The sequence below is a fragment of the Kitasatospora sp. NPDC088264 genome (assembly GCF_040685715.1).
Taxonomy (GTDB): Bacteria; Actinomycetota; Actinomycetes; order Streptomycetales; family Streptomycetaceae; genus Kitasatospora.
In genome coordinates, this window is record NZ_JBFBIR010000052.1 from 41,613 (window position 1) to 61,515 (window position 19,903).

General features: G+C 70.3%; 14 protein-coding genes. 5 read left to right on the plus strand and 9 right to left on the minus strand.

Translation table 11 applies throughout. The features are described 5' to 3' along the window. Nucleotides 1-115: 115 nt before the first annotated feature. The 3 genes from AB0O82_RS29830 to AB0O82_RS29840 all read left to right on the plus strand — a co-directional run bounded on the left by AB0O82_RS29830 (nt 116) and on the right by AB0O82_RS29840 (nt 4,077). The gene (locus tag AB0O82_RS29830) at nt 116-280 is read left to right on the plus strand and encodes an LPXTG cell wall anchor domain-containing protein (RefSeq protein ID WP_363587015.1); all 165 of its coding nucleotides are present in this window, start codon (nt 116-118) and stop codon (nt 278-280) included. 144 nt (nt 281-424) lie between these two features. Next, nucleotides 425-1,243 carry a HAMP domain-containing sensor histidine kinase gene (locus AB0O82_RS29835; protein ID WP_363587016.1) on the plus strand — a complete coding sequence of 273 codons (819 nt, stop codon included), beginning with the start codon at nt 425-427 and terminating at the stop codon, nt 1,241-1,243. A gap of 284 nt (nt 1,244-1,527) precedes the next feature. Next, nucleotides 1,528-4,077: a collagenase gene (locus AB0O82_RS29840; RefSeq protein ID WP_363587017.1), complete on the plus strand. Its 2,550-nt coding sequence runs from the start codon at nt 1,528-1,530 to the stop codon at nt 4,075-4,077. Nucleotides 4,078-4,315: 238 nt separating this feature from the next. Here AB0O82_RS29840 and AB0O82_RS29845 read toward each other — a convergent pair whose 3' ends face one another. Beyond that, nucleotides 4,316-4,654 (minus strand): hypothetical protein, encoded by a 339-nt coding sequence (locus AB0O82_RS29845; RefSeq protein ID WP_363587018.1) that lies wholly within the window; start codon nt 4,652-4,654, stop codon nt 4,316-4,318. Between the two features lie 171 nt (nt 4,655-4,825). Here AB0O82_RS29845 and AB0O82_RS29850 point away from each other — a divergent pair, with 171 nt between their 5' ends. Both AB0O82_RS29850 and AB0O82_RS29855 read left to right on the plus strand, forming a co-directional pair. Then, complete coding sequence (locus AB0O82_RS29850) at nt 4,826-4,984, plus strand: hypothetical protein (protein WP_363587019.1); 159 nt, start codon at nt 4,826-4,828, stop codon at nt 4,982-4,984. A gap of 236 nt (nt 4,985-5,220) precedes the next feature. Further along, nucleotides 5,221-5,823 carry a hypothetical protein gene (locus tag AB0O82_RS29855; protein ID WP_363587020.1) on the plus strand — a complete coding sequence of 201 codons (603 nt, stop codon included), beginning with the start codon at nt 5,221-5,223 and terminating at the stop codon, nt 5,821-5,823. Between the two features lie 106 nt (nt 5,824-5,929). Here AB0O82_RS29855 and AB0O82_RS29860 read toward each other — a convergent pair whose 3' ends face one another. The 8 genes from AB0O82_RS29860 to AB0O82_RS29895 all read right to left on the minus strand — a co-directional run. Beyond that, complete coding sequence (locus AB0O82_RS29860) at nt 5,930-6,625, minus strand: LmbU family transcriptional regulator (RefSeq protein ID WP_363587021.1); 696 nt, start codon at nt 6,623-6,625, stop codon at nt 5,930-5,932. Between the two features lie 685 nt (nt 6,626-7,310). Continuing rightward, nucleotides 7,311-8,522: an NAD(P)/FAD-dependent oxidoreductase gene (locus tag AB0O82_RS29865; RefSeq protein WP_363587022.1), complete on the minus strand. Its 1,212-nt coding sequence runs from the start codon at nt 8,520-8,522 to the stop codon at nt 7,311-7,313. Next, nucleotides 8,510-10,309, minus strand: coding sequence for a non-ribosomal peptide synthetase (locus tag AB0O82_RS29870; protein WP_363587023.1), 1,800 nt, complete (start codon nt 10,307-10,309; stop codon nt 8,510-8,512). The genes AB0O82_RS29865 and AB0O82_RS29870 overlap by 13 nt, the downstream gene beginning before the upstream one ends. Before the next feature lie 12 nt (nt 10,310-10,321). After that, nucleotides 10,322-11,524, minus strand: coding sequence for a cytochrome P450 (locus AB0O82_RS29875; protein ID WP_363587024.1), 1,203 nt, complete (start codon nt 11,522-11,524; stop codon nt 10,322-10,324). A gap of 11 nt (nt 11,525-11,535) precedes the next feature. Further along, nucleotides 11,536-12,729, minus strand: coding sequence for a cytochrome P450 (locus AB0O82_RS29880; RefSeq protein WP_363587025.1), 1,194 nt, complete (start codon nt 12,727-12,729; stop codon nt 11,536-11,538). A 115-nt stretch (nt 12,730-12,844) separates the two neighbouring features. Then, the gene (locus AB0O82_RS29885) at nt 12,845-13,066 is read right to left on the minus strand and encodes an MbtH family protein (protein ID WP_363587026.1); all 222 of its coding nucleotides are present in this window, start codon (nt 13,064-13,066) and stop codon (nt 12,845-12,847) included. A 65-nt stretch (nt 13,067-13,131) separates the two neighbouring features. Continuing rightward, nucleotides 13,132-14,421, minus strand: coding sequence for a lysine N(6)-hydroxylase/L-ornithine N(5)-oxygenase family protein (locus AB0O82_RS29890; protein WP_363587027.1), 1,290 nt, complete (start codon nt 14,419-14,421; stop codon nt 13,132-13,134). Nucleotides 14,422-14,452: 31 nt separating this feature from the next. Then, nucleotides 14,453-19,903 (minus strand): amino acid adenylation domain-containing protein (locus AB0O82_RS29895; RefSeq protein WP_363587028.1); only part of this gene is annotated, 5,451 nt, incomplete at its 5' end.

The following is a 19,903-nucleotide window of genomic DNA, read 5'->3' on the forward strand; positions in this document are numbered from 1 at the left end:
TTCGCCGACTCCGACCGACTCGCCGACGAATTCACCTTCGCCGTCGAACAGCCCGTCGGACGGCCCGTCGAACGCCCCGTCGTCGAGCGAGCTCCCGCGCACGGGTGAGCCCGGCGTGCCGTCGCACGATCCGCAGCAGCCGTCCCCGGGCCAGAGCGGCAGCGAGCTGCCCCACACCGGTGGGCCCGGCCTGCTGCCGGCCGTGCTCGGCGCCGTCGCCCTGGGCTTCGGCGTGCTGTTCACGGTGATCGCCCGGCGCCGTCGGGGTCGCCACAGCTGATCGGTCCACCGGAGCACCGTGAACGACCGCGCCCGCCGGCACCGTCGGCGGGCGCGGTCGTTCACGGCCATCCGTCGGGTTCGTGCCTGCCGAGTGGCAGGACGAAGCCCTGACGGTGAACGGTCAGCACACCCCGGGGAGTCGGTGTCGACTGGCGCCGCGCGGCGCATCTCCGGGCAGAACCGGCACGACAGGCTGGCCCTGGTCGGCCCAGACGACGAGATCAAGGAACTCAGCGTCACCTTCGACGCGATGCTGGTGAGCCTCGAGCGGTCCTTCGACGCGAACCGCCGCTTCGCCGCCAACGCCTCGCACGAGTTGCGCACCCCGCTCGCGCTCCAGCACACCTCCCTGGAGATCCCACTCGCCGAGGGGCGGGTGCCTGACGACCTCAAGCCCTCGATCGAGCGTTCGCTGCGCGCGACCGCGCAGCGAGAAGCTGGTCGCCACCCTGCTGCTGCCCGCCAGGGGCCAACAGGGCCCGCAGAGCTACCAGGCCACCGACCTCGCGGACCTGGCCGCCGACGCGGTCGACCAGTACCGCGCCCAGGCCGGCGTCGCGGGCATCACCGTCACCACCGAGCTGGACCACGCCCGACCTCGGGCGATCCGGTCCTGCTCGGCCAGGTCGCGGCCAACCTGGTCCAGAACGCGGTCCGCCACAACGTCCTCGACCGCGGGGTCGAGGCCAGGGTGAGCATGGGACGCGTCGCGGGCGGAGCGGAGCTGCGCGTGGACAACACCGGCCCCTCCGTGGGCCCGGCCGAGATCGAGCACCTGTTTGAGCCGTTCCATCGTGGTGAGGGCGCGCGGCTTTCCACCGGACGGCCAGGCTCGGGGCCCGGCCTGTCGGTCGTGCGCGCGGTGGTCGAGAGCCACGGCGGTACGGTCGTTGCCGAGGCCAGAGCCGACGGCGGCCTGAGTGTGACCGTGTTCCTGCCGGAGAATTCCGGAGGCGGATAGGAGCTGTTCGGCAACTCTGATCAGCTCCCGCCCTGGGCCCGGTTCGCGTCGGAGGAGATCGATCGGGGCCGTGACCTGGGCGGATGATCCACCGGTGCCTGCAGGGCCGTCGTCTCGGCGGAAGCGAACTTGAGATCGATGACATGTCACACCCTATTGATGGCTCCGCCGGTCTTGTGAGACGGTGCGTCACGCGCTTCGGACGCCTCCCACATCCCCACGTCCGGGGTGCATCCGTTTGCGTTTCCCCCACAAAGGAATAGACGATGCGTCCGCTCTCACGCATGTCAAGGCTGCTGGCCGCAGTCGCCGCGGCAGGCACCGTCCTGCTCGGCATATCCGCCGGACCGAGCCAGGCAGCCCCCACGCCGGTCACCCCCGCACCGGCCGCTTCGAACACGCACCAGCCCTCCGGCAGCTCGACGGAGGTGCCCGGCAGCCCGTTCACCGACCCCGAGAGCCCCGCCGCCCCGCAGTCCGGCCGGCTCACGGCCGCGCAGCTGCCGCTGGTCAACCCGCTGTCCGTCACGGCGCCGGCGGAGACCGGCTCGGACAAGAGCCTGGCCAAGGCCGCACCGCGCGCGCTGACGGCGGAGCCGGTCGCCACACAGTCGTGCACCCCGGCCGACTTCGCCGGCCGGACCGGGGCCGCCCTGGTGTCCTACGTCAAGGCCTCGACCCCCCAGTGCATCGGCTCGCTGTTCTACACCGCCGGAAGCCCCTACACCTCGGCCCTGTTCCGCCAGAGCCAGATGGCGACGATGGCCGACGCCTTCCAGAGCGCCGCCGCCTCCTACCCCGGCGACAACTCCGCCGCCACCTGGCAGGTCGTCCTATACCTGCGCGCGGGCTACTACGTGCAGGACAAGGACCTGGCGCACGTCGGCCCCTACGACGCCACGCTGACCGCCGCCGTGACGCGCGGCATCGACACCTTCCTGGCCGCCCCGCACTTCACGGACGTCATCGACGCGAACGGCCAGATCGCGAACGACGTCATCATCCTCACCAGCAGCACCGGGCAGCAGGGCCGCTACCTGAGCACCTACCGCCAGATGCTGAACGGCTACACCCGCGCGTACGACGGCTCGAGGGGCATGCTCACCTTCGTCAACAGCGCTCTGGGCGCGCTGGACCGGGGTCACGAGAACAAGGCCTTCGTCGACGCCGTGACCGCGGACCCGGGCATCATCGACACGCTCGACGCGTTCACCCGCGACCACCGCGACCTGCTCGGCACCGGATCCGGCTTCCTGGTGTCCAACGCCGGCATCGAGGTGACCCGCTTCGTCAAGTACCCGGCCTTCCAGACCAGGGTCCGCCCGCTGGCCAAGGCCCTGCTCGACGGCTCGTCGATGACCGGCCCCACCGCCCCGCTGTGGGTCGGCACCGCCAACACGGCCGCCTTTTTCGACAAGGACCAGTGCTCCTACTACGGCGTCTGCGACCTGCAGCAGCGCCTGGCCAAGGCCGTGCTGCCGATGCGGCAGACCTGCAATTCCACCCTCACCGTCCTGGCCCAGGACCTCACCGCTGCCGAACTCGCCGCCGTCTGCGCCGACCTCAAGGGCGAGGACGCGTACTTCCACAACCTCGTCCGCGACAACGGCCCCATCCCCGGCCAGTACGAGTCGTCCGTGCAGGTCGTGGTCTACGCCAGCCAGGCCGACTACCAGACCTACGCCGGCGCGATGTACGAAGCGGACACCAACAACGGCGGCGTCACCCTCACCGGGACCCCGACCGACCCGGCCAACCAGCCGGTCTCCCTCATATACCGGTGGGCGAACGACAACGGCTTCACCGCCCGGATCTGGAACCTCAACCACGAGTACGCCCACGTCCTGGACGCCCGCTACGACATGAAGGGCGGCTTCGAGCAGCAGACCAGCGTGCCCGACCTGTGGTGGATCGAGGGCGTCGCCGAGTACGTCTCCTACACCTACCGCGGTGCCACCGACCTCAACGCCGTCTCCTGGGCCCCGAAGCACACCTACGCGCTCAGCACCCTGTTCCAGAGCACGTACCTGAACAGCGACGTCGTCCGCACCTACCACTGGGGCTACCTGGGCGCCCGCTACATGATCGAGCGCTTCCCCGGCGTTGTCCAGACCATGCTCAACTACTTCCGCACCGGCGACTACACACGCGGCTACGCCTACTACAACGGCATCGGCACCGCCTACGACGCCAACTTCACCAGCTGGCTCGGCACCTGCGCCACCGACACCTGCCTGACTCCCGGCATCCCGAAGGCGGCCTTCGACACCGAGGTGCGGGACCCGAACGTCCAGCTGACCGACCGCTCCACCGAGACCGCCGGCAAGGGCAGCATCACCGCCTGGGCCTGGAACTTCGGTGACGGCACCACCTCCACCACGGCCTCCCCGATGAAGTCCTACCGCGCTCCCGGTACCTACACCGTCGCCCTCACCGTCACCGACAGCTACGGCAAGACGGCCACCACGAGCCAGACCGTCACCGTCACCGCCCCGGCCGCGCCTGCGGCCTGCGCCGACCCCGACGCCCGGAAGATGGACTACAACTGCTTCCGCACCGGCCGATCGGCCGACGCCGGGAGCTCGGACCAGATGTACATCTACATGCCGGCCGGCACCACCACCCTGACCGTCTCCACCACCGGCGGCACCGGCACCGCCTACCTCTACTACAGCCCCGACACCTGGGCCTCCAACACCTCCTACGCCGCCTCATCCACCAACAACGGCACCACCCAGACGCTGGCCGTCACCAACAGCACGGCTGGCTACCGCTACATCAGCCTCTACGGCAGGACCGCCTTCAGCGGCGTCACCATCACCACCCGGTACTGACCGGCGCGGTGATCCTCGACGCCCTGGCGCCCGCATCCCCTGGGACGCGGGAGCCGGCGGCGGGCCCGTGTCACCCGGCGGGCGTCGACGCGGGCCTGGGTGACGGTGAAGCCGTCGAACCCGAGGCGCTCGCGCAGTTCACCCCGGACGATCCCCGGTGAGAAACCGGCCGGACACGCAAAGGGCCGAGCCCGGGAATCCGCCGACTCCCGGGCTCGGTAGTGACTCTGATGAATCGTCAGCAGATTACCGGCGCTTCCACCACGGGCCGGGTGCCCCACGGGCCGCTCCCCTGCACCGTGAAGGTTGCGCGCACCGTCGAACCGCACGGGACGGTGGCGGTGAAGCCGTCCACCTGCACGTCGGCGGAATGGAACTGCGTGGTCCCGTTCACGGAGCCCAGCGAGTTGCCGCTCGCTTCGAACCGGGCCCGCTGCCTGCCCAGGTGCCGTTCCAGCACCGCGATCTGATGGCGCAGGGCCAGGATCTCCACGTCCTTGTCGCGGTCGCTCATCGGCAGCAGACGCAGCACCGCGAACGCGTTGGTCACGCCCAGATACGCCAGTCTCAGCAGCACGATCCATCAGCCTGGCACGCTCATGCGGGCGCCCGTGGCCGTTCGTGAGAATGCGCAGGTCACAGGCCCCGGATGAGGTTTTCGGCAAGAGTAGGGCTGTCACCGGCACGTCCAGTTCGTCCCGCCTCGATCGAGGTATCCGCCTACCAGGAGGCGGGCGATATCTGGACCATGGCCACCCCTGCCTCCGACCCTGCCGTTGCGCAGGCCGTCGGCGACGAGTACGTCGACGAGTTCGGCATCAAAGACGTGCTCGGCTCCGGTACGACCGGTGCCCTTGGCGCTGGCGGCCGCTACTACTTGGTTTGGCGCCAATACTGGCGCCATTGAAATTGGCCTGCGACGCCATTCGGCCTGATGGCTCGGGGGGTCAGGGAGAGTGGCCTTGACTAGCTACTCTGAGCCCATGTGGCGTGTTCTAGCAGGTAATAGCGGTCTCGGCGGGATCGGCGGGGTACTGGGCCGCCTCGCTGAGCCCATCGGCATGGGGGATTGTTTCGGTCAAAATTCGTGGAGCTGTCGCGATGGACATAGATGCGGCGCCATATCTGTGCCAGACTGGCGCTATGGATCTTACGTCGTATGTCGACTGCCTCCGGCGCGAGGTCATGGCCGTCGCCGGGGCCGGAAGCGACGAAACCCGCGCGTTGGCCGATCAGCTGATGGTTCCACTGGAGTCGGCGGCTCGGTTGGCTCTACTCAACGCGCTGTCCGAGGCCATGGAGCTGGTCAGCCGGGAGCTTGCGCCGGGCTCCGTCATGATGCGGCTGAACGGGCTCGCGCCGGAGTTCGTGGTGATGGCGCCCGCGACCCGGGAGACGTCGGGAGGTCGGGAGGCCGGCAAGGCCGTCGATGTCGCGGAGCATGTGGCTCCCAGCGGGTACATCTGCCTGCGGTTCGCCGACGCCCGGGAGTTCCGGTCGGCCACCGCGGCCTTCGGTTCCGCGACGGGTGAGGCCGATGCTCTCGTCCTGTACGTTCCCACCGACGGCAGGCTGCCCACCCTCCGGGCGGTCCTGGACGTGCTGGACAGCCGGTCGCTAGAGGTGGAGACCCTCACGGTGCACATCCAGGACCTCGACAACGTCTTCCTCGCCTTTGCCGGGCCGTCGCAGTCCGACAGCGAAAACGACCGGTGGACCGAGGATCGCGGACCTCGGTCCCGGTGAGTGCGAGGCACCCGAAGTCGGCCCGGACCGCCACGACGGGGTGGGGCTATGGCGGGGTCCCCCTCGGTGCACCGTACGGTCGGTGGCCGGGGTCGTTAGGTCGCACTCAGGGCCGCTGCGGGGGGAGCGAGTGCGGGCGATTGTTCGGCGCCGACTCCTCCAGCGCCCGTTCGGCCGCATCGTCGAGCGTGTCGAGCACCCACCGCTCGAGGTCGATGCCTGACCGTTCCGCAGCCTTGTGCCACCACTGGATCCGGTCCCCCGGAACCGCGAATTGCCGCGCCGACTCGACTGGCCGCCCCTCGTCCCTTTCTTCCGACCGGGCCAGCCGGATGGCATTGCGAAGTTGCTTTGTGGTCCAGCCCATCCGTTCGGCCCGGTCGAGCCACGTGTCCTGTTCCTCGACCGGCAGGGAGGCGAGTTCCGCGTGGTGCTGGAAAGTCAGCGCCGGCCGACGACGGGGTAAGGGGAAGCGTCGTGAGACCCAGGCGTAATTCCGTAATGTCTGATATTGTAGGCCTGCGGCGCGAATTCCACGCTGATATCTGTCAATGTAGTGATCCTTCCCGTAGACCAGCCAGTCGCCGAGCCACCAGGATGAGGAATTCACTATTCCGGAAAGCTGTCGTCCGGCTCTTTCCCAGTCGTCGAACGGCAGACCCTCGGGAATCTGCAGCCCGACGTTCGTCGTCAGCACCTTGCTCGGCCGCTCGTCGCCGTCCGTTAATCGTCGGCACGGGGCATCGCCATAGCGCTTGCGGACGGTCTTGGGCTCGTTGGACTCGGCGGCCTGCCCGTTCATTGTGCCTCCATGCATCATAGGTGCCCCACTTGACTGAATCGCGTCGGTCCGCTGTCGAACTGGGCGAAGAGGGAGTGGGAGTAGCCACTGGAATCAGACGCGGATCGCTCCTGCCGTCGACACGCCGGGTCGGCATTCAATGATCGCTCGTCCATGCGATCGAATGCCGACATGGCTTCGGAGGCGCACCGGGTGGTCGGCAGTCGGCGAGCGCAGGATTCGATCATGACCGGCTGGAGGCGCGGTCGGGCTCAGAGAAGGAGCACTGAAGGAAAGGTGTAGAAAGGTGCCCTATGTCGTGCTTCTTCGTACGCCACATTCGCTTCTTCCCCCGAGGCTGGCAGCGGCAGACGTCTGTGTCTGTAAGCTCCGAAGGACTCCCAGCGGTCTCCATTCGGGCCGCTGTCGGATAAGAATCCCGAGGAGCGGATGACAGTTTAGTTCGTGGGGCTGGCGAACGCTTGGTGAATATGCGCCAAAAAAGGGTGGGAAGCGTGTTCGCCGGACGGGGACGATCCGGGAAGGATGGGCAGAATGCCGCAAACCCGGTCGCCGACCGCCGACCGGGTTCGAGCAGAGGTCGTGGTGGCTTCGACGCCACCTCTCCTCCGGGCACCGCACCCTCCCCTCTCGCCGGCGGTCCGTCGGGTTGCGCCCCACGGGTGCACGGCCGTGGGTACCGTGGTCACGGATTGTGCGCCATCACCTCCTGGGCCTCCACCAGATCGAGCAGTTCCGGGGTGACGAACTCGTCGACCGGGCAGGCGCCCGACCACGTCGAGAAGAACCGGTCGGTCAGCTCCTCGCTGGTCGCGATCGCCTGCAGCATCTGCATGCGGTGCGCCGGCGGATCGAGCTTCGCCGTTGCCAGCGTGTTCCGGTACTCCGGCAGGAGCAGCTCCGTGCGGCGCGTGGCGAACCGGTCCAGTGCAGCCTGCAGCCGTTGCGGGTCGTGCAGGTCCTCGCCGACGCAGTCCGCGAGCAGTTGGGCCTGGGTGAAGGCATCGGTGATGCCGTGCGCGGTGATGGAGTCCTTGTGGTGGCCGGCGTCCCCGATCAACGCCCAGCCGGGGCCGGCCGCCCGGCGGAAGAAGTTCCGCTGATCACCGGTGCCGAGCATCCGCCCGATCCTCCGACCGGCCGCCATCCGCTCGCGGACCTCCGGTGACGTCTGCTCGATCCCGGTGAGGAACGACTGCAGCGCATCGCTGCGGACGCGCCCGAACTCGGCCTGCGGCCGGTACGCGGCGATCAGCGTCGCATCGTCGTTCGTCGGCACCAGCCCGACCCAGTGCCCAGGCACGTCGTACAGCTCGAACGTGGCGGGCAGGTCCGCCCAGTAGGTGTAGTAGACGCAGGTCAGCGTGGGGTCCTCGACTACGAGCGACGCGTCGACGGCCGCGGCCACCGTCGAACGCATCCCGTCGGCGCCGACGACCAGTGCGGCCCGCTCGACCAGTTCGCCGGCCGTACCGGAGCTCATCCGGGCGCCGGTGACCGCGCCCTCGTCGAACACCAGCCCGGTGACGGTGCAGTCGTCCCTGAACTCGGCGCCCGCCCGGACCGCCGCGTCCGCGAGGACCGAGTCGAGCAGGTGCCGCCGGGGCGCGTAGGTGTGGCGGTGGCCGCCGACCGGCCAGGAGCAGCCTTCGAGCGTGAGGCCCCGGGTCGTGTAGCGGACGCGGCCGATCGGCGGACAGCCGGTGGCGACCACCTCGGGCAGCACGCCCCACCGGTCCAGCATCGCGACACCGGGCTGGTGCAGGTACAGGGTGGACAGCGTATCCCTCGGGAAGCGGGCCCGCTCCACCAGGAGCACCCGATACCCGGCGCGTGCGAACAGCATCGCCGCCGGGGAGCCGGCCGCTCTGGCCCCGACCACGATCACGTCGTACATGACAGCTCCTCGGCTCCGGCCCGCAGACGCCGTGCCAGCTCGCCCGGGGTCGGGGCTTCGAAGATCGTGTTCAGGGTCAGTCTGAGGTCCAGATCGGTTTCGACCTTCCTGATCAGCCGAGACGCGAGCAGCGAGTACCCCCCGAGGTCGAAGAAGTTATCGTCGAGACCGACCTCGGGCACGCCTAGGACCTCGCCGTAGCACCGGCACAGCGTCGCCTCGAAGGCGTCCCGGGCCGCGGGCCCGTAGCCCGCGGTGAAGCTCGGGGCCGCCAGTGCCGAACGGTCCAACTTCCCGTGCGGCGTCAACGGGAGGTCGTCGAGGAGAACTACCGAGGCCGGCACCAGATAGTCCGGCAGCCGGTCCGCCGCCGTGGCGCGTACCTCGCGGGCGGTGATCCCCCCGGGTGCCTCGGGCACCACGTACGCGACGAGCCGTTTGTCCCCGGGCTGGTCCTCGCGCAGCACTACGGCCACCCGCGCGATGGCGGGCAGCGCGGCGAGCACGGCTTCGATCTCACCCGGCTCCACGCGGAACCCGCGGATCTTCACCTGTCCGTCGGCCCGGCCCACGAACTCCAGTTCGCCGTCGCTGCCCAGGCGTACGACGTCGCCCGTGCGGTACATCCGAGCTCCGGACCGGGCGAAGGGACAGGCGACGAACCTTGCCGAGGTGAGCCCGGGCCGGCCCAGGTACCCGCGGGCGAGTGACTCCCCGGTGACGTACAGCTCGCCCGTCCCGCCTGCCGGCACCGGCGACAGCACGTCGTCCAGCACGAAGCACTCGGTGTCCGTCACCGGGCGGCCGACCGGTGGTACGCGGCCCGGGCCGAGGGCATCGCTGACCGTGGCCCAGATCGTCGTCTCCGTCGGACCGTAAGCGTTGTGCAGCCGCCGGCCCGGCGACCAGCGCGCCACCAGGTCCTCGCCGACGGCCTCGCCGCCGAGCACGATGGTCACCCCAGCGGGGAGCCGGTCCTCCGGCACGGTGGCCAGCACCGACGGCGACACCGGGACGTGAGTGACGGCATACCGGCTGACGGTGTCCGCGAGCCCATCGCCCATCCGGTCCTGTTCGGCGGCCACCACCAGTGTGCCGCCGCACAGCAGGGCCATGGTGATCTCCCAGAAGGAGGCGTCGAAGCTCTGCGACGCGGCGTGCAGGATTCGGCTGTCCGGTCCTATGCCGAGGCGGCCCGCGTAAGTCGCCGCCAGGGCGGGGACCCCGCCGTGGGTGACGACCACCCCTTTGGGGCGGCCGGTCGAGCCCGAGGTGTAGATCAGGTACGCCGTGTTGGCCGCCCGCAGCGGGGCGCGCCGGTCCGCTGCGGTGAGGCCGCGGACCGGCGGCCGATCGTCGATCCCTTCGAGCAGCAGGCGGTCGACGCTCGCGGGAAGCTGCTGCTCGTACTGTCCGGCCGTTACCGCGAGGGCGGGGGCCGCGTCCGTGAGCAGGAAGGCGATCCGCTCCGGCGGATAGCCGGGGTCGACCGGGAAGTAGACGCCGCTGGCCTTCATCACACCGAGGACGGCAACGACCATGTCGATCGACCGCGGCACCATGACGGCCACGACGGACTCCGGGCCGATGCCCCGTTCCACCAGCCGACGGGCCACCCGGTTCGCGCGTTCGTCCAACTCGGCGTAGGTGACCGACGCGTCGCCGGAGACGACGGCGGTCGCGTCCGGCGTCCGGGCGGCCTGGGCCTCGAACAGCACCGGAAGCGTCGCGGGGGGTACGGGGCGCCCGGAGGCGCCCGTCCCGTTCTTTTCGCTGGTCACGCTCATGACTGCGGGCTCCTAGTCGTGGGTGCGCAACGGAAGGGTCCAGACGCCGGTGAGGTCCGGCGTGTCCAGGAACGTCGGCAGGTTGTCGGGATCCGTGCGCAGTGCGGGAAACCGGTCCAGCAGGATGTTCAGGGCCACGCGGCCTTCGAGTCGGGCCAGGGGTGCGCCGAGGCAGAAGTGGATGCCGCGGCCGAAGCCCAGGTGCGGATTGGGGTCGCGGGCCGGGTCGAAGGTGTGGGGGTCGGTGAACTGCCGCTCGTCACGGTTGGCCGCCGACACCCAGACCTCGAGCATCTGGTCCTTCGGCACGTGTGTCCCGGCGATGTCCACGTCGACATTGGTCGCCCGGTAGGCGGCCGCGATGGGGCTGAGGAGCCGCAGCGACTCCTCGATGGTGGTGCGGATCAACGACCGGTCGGCGCGCACGCGTTCGGCGGCGTCCGGATAGGTGTCGAGACAGAGGATCGTGTTGCCCAGCAGCATGGTCGTGGTCACGTGGCCGGCCATGATCAGGAGGCCGGCGAAGTTGCCGATCTGGTTGTCGGTCAGCCGGCGGCCCTCGACCTCGGCCTGGATAAGGTCGGTCAGCAGGTCCTCGCGGGGGTGCCTGCGGCGCTCGGCGGAGTGCTGCTTGAGGTAGTCCTTCATCTCCTGCTGCGCCTTCTCCTGCGCCGCGATGGTCCGTTCCTGTTCTCCGCTGTCGTCCGTGGTCGACACCTGGGACCGCTGGCCCAGGACGTCCTCGGCCCACTTCTTGAACAGTTCCCGGTCGCTGTTCGGCACACCGAGCAGGTCGGCGATCACGATCACGGGCAACGGGTAGGCCAGGTCGGTCACCAGGTCGAACCCGTCCGGGTCGACGGCGTCGAGGAGTTCGTGGGTCAACTCGGTGATGCGCGGTTCGAGGCCGGCCACGACCTTTGGGGTGAACGCGCGGGTGACCAGGTTGCGCAGCCTCTGGTGTTCCGGCGGGTCCAGGTGGGTGAGGTCACCGTCGAAGTCCCACTGGTCGGCGCCGGGTATGAAGCGCTTGGCCACCTCGGAGGAGAACGTCGCCGTGGAACCGAGGACCTGCATCGCCTCCGGGTAGCCGTAGACGTGCCACAGGCCCAGTTCCTCGTCGAACTGTACGCGCGGTTCGGGCCGGCCCCCGCGCAGCCAGGTCTGCTTCGGGTGAATGCCCCACTTGTCGGCGAGCGACGTCACTGTGCTCATCGGGATTCTCCTCAGCGGGTGTGCAGCGGCAGCGACGAGACGCTGATGACGTGTGCGATGTCCAGGAAGGCGGGCGGCTTGTCCGGGTCGGCGCGCAGGACCGGGAACCGGTCGAGCAGGAGGTCGAGGGCGATCCGGCCTTCGAGCCGGGCCAGGGGTGCGCCGAGGCAGAAGTGGATGCCGCGGCCGAAGCCCAGGTGCGGGTTGGGGTCGCGGGCCGGGTCGAAGGTGTGGGGGTCAGTGAACTGCCGCTCGTCACGGTTCGCCGCGCCGAGCCAGGCGACCACCACCTGGTGCGCGGGGATCCGCTGTCCGGCCACCTCGGTCTCGGTCGTCGTCGCCCGAAAGCTGCCGGCGATCGGGCTGAGGTAGCGCAGCGTCTCCTCGATGGCCGACGGCACGAGCGAACGGTCCGCCCGCACCCGGGCCGCACTCTCGGGGTGGTGGTCCAGGCACAGCACGGCGTTGCCCAGCAGCGCCGAGGTCGTCGCATGGCCGACGACGAGGATCTCGTTGGCGAAGTTGACGATCTCGTTGTCGGTCAGCCGCTCGCCGTCGACGTTCACCTCGACGAGCAGGGACAGCAGGTCGGCTCGTGGGCGGCGGCGCCGCTCGGCCGCCTGCGCGAGCATGTACTCGTACAGCTCGGGGATGTGGCGCATTGCCGCGGCCGCGTCCTCCTCGGAGCCGGAATCCGCCGAAGCGCCTTCGGCGCCGGCCACCATGCGGTCCACCCACTGCTTGAACAGGTCGCGGTCCGAGGCCGGAACGCCGAGAAGTTCGGCGATCACGATCACGGGAAGCGGGTAGAACAGGGCCTCGACCAGCTCGGCCTCCGATTGATCGGAGATCTTGTCGATCAGTTCGATGGCGACCTCGTGGATCCGCGGTTCGAGATCGGCGATGATCTTCGGGGTGAAGGCGTGGCTGACGAGTCGTCGCATCTTGCTGTGCGTCGGCGGGTCCAGTTGCAGCAGACTGCCCTCGTTGAACGACTCGTCGAAGACGGCGTCCGGGCCGAAGAACAGTCGGCGGGTGTCGGAGGAGAAGGTGCCGGGGTCACCGAGCACCCCCAGGACCTCCCGGTAGCCGTGCACGTGCCAGAAGCCCGTCTGCTCGTCGAACTGCACGAGCCGCTCCGGCGAGTGTCCGCGCAGCCAGGGAAGGCCCGGGTGGATTCCCCAGCGCTCGGCGAGGGTGGTCATCGGTTCTCCGTGAGGTGGTCGGGTCGCCGGCGGGGCCGGAGGCGGCGGGACGGGTTGGTGCCCCTCGTGCACGGTGCGGGTGGTCCGCCCGGACGCGGGGCAACGGTGCGGAGGCTCACGACCGGTCGGCGGCCATGGCGTCGCGCAGGCTCTTCGGCCGCAGGTCGTTCCAGTTCTGCTCCACGTAGTCGAGACATTCGCGGCGGCTGCTCTCGCCGAACACGACCCGCCAGCCGACGGGGACCTCGGCGAAGGCCGGCCACATCGAGTGCTGCTCCTCGTCGTTCACCAGCACGAAGAAGCGGCCACTGTCGTCGTCGAAGGGGTTGCTGCTCATCGGGTTCCTCAGGGTGTGAGTCGGTCCGGGAGGACCGTGGTGGGTGACGGGGTTCGTGGTCGGGGTCACGCGGGGACTTCGGTGCGGGCCAGCACCGAGTCGACGACCTCGCCGCCGCGAACGGCCATGTTCGACAGCAGGGACGAGGAGAGGCCGTGGGTGTGCTCGGTGCCGCCCTGGAAGTAGATGCCGCACTCCAGTTCCGGAGTGGTCGCCAGGCGGTGGTCTCGGTCGACGCGGTAGCGGCCCTGGTCGTCGCGGAGACAGTGGTCGCCGAGCCGTCCCAGCAGCTCGGCCGGGTCCATCGGCCGGTAGCCGGTGGCGAAGACGACAGCGTCGGTGTCGAAGGACTCCGACTCCTCGGTGAGGAGCGAGTGCACGGTGACGTTCAGGTCGTCGCCGACCCGTTTCACGCTCTCCACCCGCGACAGGTTCCGGAAGGTTAGGCGCGGGCTGCCGTCGACTTGGTCCTCGTAGTGCCGGCGGTACAGGTCACGGATGATCTCGTCGTCGACCACCGAGTAGTTGGTGTTCTTGTGGTACTTCCAGAACGCCTCGCGGGAGCGTTCGGAGCCGTGGAAGTAGTCGTCGACGGCGGCCAGGTCGAAGACCTGGTTGGCGAACGGGGTGTCGTCCGCGATGGAGTAGCCGTATGCCGGCAGGACCGCCGTGACCCCTGCCCGCGGCAGGCGGTCGTGGAGGTGCCGGACGATCTCCGCGGCGCTCTGTCCGGCGCCGACGACGGCGACCCGCCGCAGGCTGCTCGGGTCCCACTGGTCGAACCGCAGGAGGAACTCGGAGCTGTGGCAGATCCGGTCGTCGCGGTCGATGCCGACCGGCAGGTGGGGGACCAGACCGGTGGAAACGACCAGGTTGCGCGCCAGCACCGTCCGGTTGCCACCCGGTTCGGCGACCTCGACCTCGAGCCGGTCGATCCTTCCGCCGGCCGCCCGCGGCGCGGGCCGGACGGCGACCACCTCCGTGCCGTACCTCACCCGGTCGGCCAGGCTCCGCGCCGCCCACTCCAGGTAGTCGTGGAACTCCCGCCGGGTGGGGAAGAAGTCCTGGTTGTTGACGAACGGGGTCAGCCGGTCCAGCTCGTGCAGGTAGGAGATGAAGCTGAAGCGCGACAGGGGGTTCCGGAAGGTCGCCAGGTCCTTGAGGAACGAGATCTGCATCTTCGCCGAGGGCAGCAGCATCCCCCGGTGCCAGCCGAACCGTGGCTGGCGCTCGAAGAACACCGCAGGGGTCGTGCGGCCGGCGGCGTGTTCCTCCAGCGCCACGGCCAGGGCCAGGTTGGCCGGGCCGAACCCCACGCCCACGACGTCGAACGTCTCCGTGCCGATCACTGTCATCGATTCCTCCGCTAGAGCCGGGACGAACGGTTCACTCATGTTCGGCCAGACGTTGATTGACGATCCGGCAGATCTGCGCTGCCGGACCGGGTAGGTACATGTCCACGTGCCTGCTGTGGACGGGCCACTCCTGCACGGCCCCTCGGACGAAGGGCTTCCACAGCCCGGCGTGCGACCCTTCCGGGTTCAGCGTCGCGGTGAAGAACAGGACGTCGCCGTCGAACACCGGCTGCTCGAACTCCTTGAGCATCGCCATGTGCCGGACCATGATCTCCGCCGCCCTGTCCACCAAGGAGGTGCCTCCGGCGTCGGGCGTCGCGGTGAGGAGCGGGATGTAGTCCCCGAAGAAGTCCCGCACCTCCGACACGTCCGGTGTCCGCTCACCGATGAACCAGGTGCTCGGCACCGGGTCGAGCAGTGCGAGCAACTCGACCTCCTGCCCTCGCCGTTGCAGCTCGGCGGCCATCGCGTGCGCGAAGGTGCCGCCCAGGGACAGGCCGAGCAGGCAGTAGGGGCCCTGCGGCTGGACCGCGAGGATCGTCGCGAGGTAGTCGTCCACCAGGTCGTCGATGGAGTCCGGTACGGGCGATCCGTCGAAGCCGCGGGCCTGGATGCCATAGACCGGCCGGTCGGCGGCGAGCAGCCCGGCGAACCCCAGGTACGACCAGGCCAGGCCGACGCCCGGGTGGACGAACCACAGGGGTGTTCCGCTGCCGCCCGTCCGGATGGGCAGGACCGGCCCGAACGGGTCCGTCCCGGTGCCCGGCTCCGTCCCGGCGGCCAGGTACTCGTCCAGTCCGGCCACCGTCGGGCAGGCGAACACCGCCCGGATGGGCAGTTGGACGCCGAGCATCGTACGGATCCGCACCACCAGCCGGTTGGCCAGCAACGAGTGTCCGCCGAGGGCGAAGAAGTCGTCGTCCAGCCCGATCCGGTCCACGCCGAGGGTCCGGGCGAACAGCCCGCACAGCACCTCCTGCCGCAGGGTGCGCGGTGGCCGGGAGGCGGTGGCCGCGCCGTACTCGGGGGCGGGCAGCGCACTTCGGTCGAGTTTTCCGTTGGGGGTCAGCGGAATCCGGTCGAGCAGCAGCACGGCCGAGGGCACCATGTATCCGGGCAGCCGCTCGCGCAGGAACCCGGTTAGTTCCCTTGGTTCGACGTCGCCGGCATCGGCCGCGGGGACGGCGTAGCCGACCAGCCTGGCGTCGCCGGGTCGGTCCTCCCACACCGTGACCACGGCCCGGTCGACGGCCGGGTGGTCGGCCAGCACCGCCTCCACCTCGCCGGGCTCGATCCGGAACCCGCGCACCTTCAGCTGGAAGTCCGCGCGGCCGATGTAGTCGAGGCGGCCGTCCGGCCACCAGCGGACGAGGTCGCCGGTGCGGTACATCCGTGCGCCGGGTCGGAACGGGCTGGCGACGAAGTGTTCGGCGGACAGTCCCGGCCGACCGGAGTAGCCGCGGGCCAGGCCCTCGCCCGCCAGGTACAGCTCGCCGACCGCACCAGGTGGCACCAGCCGCAGGTGGTCGTCGAGGACGTAGACCTGGGTGTTCGCGATCGGGCCGCCGATCGGCGGCGCGCCCGCGCCGTCGGTGACCGGTCCGGCCGTGGACCAGATCGTGGTCTCGGTCGGTCCGTACAGATTGGTCACCTCCGCGGCCGCGTCGCGCAGCGTCGCGGCCAGTGCCCGGGGGAGCGCCTCTCCGCCGACCAGCACGCGCAGTCCGCGCAGGCTGTGGGTGTCGTGCGCGGCGAGCATCTGCCACAGGGAGGGGGTTCCCTGAGCGATCGTCACCCCGTGCCGGGCGATCAGTTCCACCAGGGCGTCCGACTGGGTGGCGGCGTCGGCCGACGCGAGGACCACACCGGCACCCGCCAGCAGCGGCAGGTAGATCTCCAGACCGGCGATGTCGAAGGCGACCGTGGTGACGGCCAGCATCCGGTCGGCCGCCCCCAGCACGAACCGCTCGCGCATCGACGCCAGGAAGTTGGCCAGCGCCGCGTGTCCGACCACCACGCCCTTGGGCCGGCCGGTCGAGCCCGAGGTGTAGATGACGTAGGCCGCGCTCGCCGCCGGAACCGCCACCCCGGGCGGGGTGTCCGGCCGGTCGGCCAGGCACTCGGGCAGCTGTCGGAGCACCAGTGCCGGATCGCAGTCCTCGATCACCAGGTCGACCCGGGCCGCGGGGTGTGCGGGATCAATCGGCACGTACGCGCCACCGGCCTTGAGCACTGCGAGCAGCGCGACCACCAGGTCGGTGGAGCGCGGCAGGACCAGGGCGACCCGGTCCTCGGGGCGGACGCCCCGTTCGATGAGCCAGTGCGCGAGGCGGTTCGCCCGGGCGTCCAGTTCGCGGTAGGTCACCGACGTCCGTTCGAAGAGCACCGCCGGGGCGTCAGGCGTCGCGGTCGCCTGCCGCTCGAACTGGACGTGCACCGGCTGGTCCGGCAGTGGTGCGGCGGTGTCGCCGAACACCTGCAGCAGCCGTGTGCGCTCGCTCGGCTCCAGGACGTCGACCGTGCTGACGGCCTGGTCCGGGTCGGCTGCGAGCTTGGTCAGCACCCGGGCGAGCCGGTCGGCGATGCTCTCGACCGCGGTCCGCTCGAAGGCGTTCTCCTGGTACTGGAGGCCGACGCGCAGATGCGGATCGGCGGTGGCGCCGACGACCAGCGGGTAGTGGGTGCCGCCGAGGGTGCTCATCCCGTTGATCGCGATGCCGGCCCCGGCGTTCGCCTCCGCGATGGCCTGGCCGTCGACCGGATAGGACTCGAACAGCACGAGCGTGTCGAAGAGCGAGGGCAGGGCGGTGGCCCGTTGCAGGTCCGACAGGCTGTGGTGGTGGTGATCCATCAGCGCCGCCTGACGGCGCTGCAGGTCGGTCAGCAGGCCGGCGGCCGTGGCCCCCGGGGAGTGCCGCAGCCGGACCGGGAGCGTGTTCACGAACAGGCCGACCATCGAGTCGACACCGGGCACCGCGGGAGGACGGCCCGACACCGTGGCGCCGAACACCACGTCGTCCTGACCGGTCAACCGGCCCAGGAGGATGCCCCAGGCGCCCTGCAGCAGCGTGTTGAGGGTGATGCCGAGCTGGGTGGCGCGCCGGGTGAGTTCGGCCGCGGTGGCGGCGGGCAGAGGCACCTCGACCAGTGCGAGGCCGCCCTGCTCCCGACCGGCGCCTGGCACCAGCGCCGTCGGCTCGTGGACGCCGTCCAGCTCCGCGCCCCACCGGCGGGCGGCCTCCTCCTGGTCACGCTGTGACAGCCACACCAGGAAGTCCCGGTAGGAACGGGCCCTCGGCAGCACCGAGGTGTCGCCGTCGGAACCGTAGAGGAGCAGCAGGTCCTGGGTCAGCAGCGGTAGTGACCAGCCGTCGACCAGCACATGGTTGGCGGTCAGGACCAGCTCTGACTCGGTCGGCCCCGTCCGGACCAGGGTCAGTCGCAGCAGGGGCGGGACGGCCGGGTCGAAGTGGGTGGCATGGTCCTCGGCCAGGATCCGGGCCAGTGTCGCGGTGCGGTCGTCGTCGCCCCTCAGATCGATCTCCCGCCACGGCAACTCGACCTCTCCGAGGACGAGTTGGACTTGGTCGCCGGCCGAGTTGTGGACGAAGGCGGTGCGCAGGTTGGGGTGGCGGTCGAGCAGTGCCTGCCCGGCCGCGCGGAGCCGCTGCGGGTCCACCACGCCGGACACGTGATAGACGAGCTGGGTGTGGTAGGCGTCGAAGGACGCGTCCGCCAGCATGCTGTGGAACAGCAGGCCGGACTGCATCGGGGTGAGCGGCCACACGTCGGCCAGGCCGGGGTACCGCTGCTCCCAGACCTCCAGGTCGTGCTGGGCGACGGCGACCAGCGGCACGTCCGACGGGGTGAGCCCGCCGGCACCGGGTTCGGCCGCGTGTCGGGCCAGGCCGCTGAGGGCGGTGCGCCACAGGTCGGCCAGTTCCTGGACATCGGCTTCCGACAGGACTCCGGTCGGGAAGCCGAACCGCGCCGTCAGCCGCGGTCCGTCGGTGGTGTCGGTGACGTACGCGTTGACGTCTACGGTCGACATCGCGGGCATCCGCGCGTCGGGCTCCGCGGTGAGCGCGGCGGCGTCCATGGCCGGGTTCCACCCCAGGCCGCGCAGTTGTTCCGGCATGTCCGCCTCGGAGTACCGGCCCAGGTAGTTGAAGCCGATCTGTCCGGTCGAGCCGGTGCGTAGCGCATCGGCGGTCTCGGCGTTCAGGTACCGCAGGAGGCCGTAGCCGAGGCCCTTGTCCGGCACCGCGCGCAGTTGTTCCTTCACCGCCTTGATCACCCTGCCCGCGGCCGGGCCGCCGGCGAAGGCGTCGTCGAGGTCGACGCGGCCGGTGTCCAGGCGCACCGGGAACATGCTGGTGAACCAGCCGATCGTGCGCGAGAGGTCGGCGCCGGGGGCGACGTGCTCCTCGCGGCCGTGTCCCTCCAGTCGCACCAGGGTAGAGGACTCCTCGATGCCCCGGGCGCGCCGCCAGCGGGTGACTGCCAGGGCCAGGGCGGCGAGCAGGGCGTCGTTGACCCCGCCGTGGAACGCCGCCGGCAGTGTGGTCAGGACCGCTTCGGTCACCCGCACGGGCAGTTCGACCAGGACGTGCTCGACCGTCGAGGAGACGTCCACGGCCGGGTCGAGCGGCCGGGAACCCAGTAGGGGGTCGGCGCCGTCGAGGATCTCCTGCCACACCGGCAGTTCCCCGGCCCGGGCGGCCGCCTCGTCGACGAGGGCGTGCGACCAGCGCCGGACCGAGGTCGCCACCGGGGGCAGCGCCGGGACGCGGCCCGCCCGGACGTCCTCCCAGGCCGTGGCGAGGTCCGGGGCGAGGATGCGCCACGAGACGCCGTCCACGACCAGGTGGTGCAGCACGATCAGCAGTCGACCGCGCTTCGGGCCGGCGAACCAGACGAACTGCGCCATCACTCCCGACGCCGGGGCCAGTCGGCCGGTGGCCGCGTCCAGTTCTGCGGCCGCGGTCTCGCGCCAGGCCGTGTCGAAGGGGCCGTCCCAGTCCATGCGGCGCAGCAGCGAGGCGATGTCGACGCTGCCCGGCGCGTGGACGTGCAACTCGTCCTCGACCAGGGCGGAGCGCAACAGGTCGTGTCGGTCGAACACCGCGGCGAGGGTGGCCACGAGCCCGTCGTGGTCGATGCCCGCCGGCAGCTCCAGCACCTCAGACATGGCGAACCGGTCGAGCCCGCCGCCCAGTTCCTTCAGGTACCGGGCCACCGGCATCAGCGGCATCGGGCCGAGGCCGCCGCCGTCGAGCTCCGCCAGCACCTGTCCGGTCCGGGGGTGTTCCGCGGCGGCCGCGGCCAGTTCGGCCACGGTGCGCAGCTCGAAGATCTGCCGCGGGGTGATCTCCACCTCGTGGGTCCGGGCCCGTGAGACGACCTGGATGGAGCGGATGCTGTCGCCGCCGACGGCGAAGAAGTCGTCGTCGACGCCGACCCGGTCCAGCCCGAGCACCTC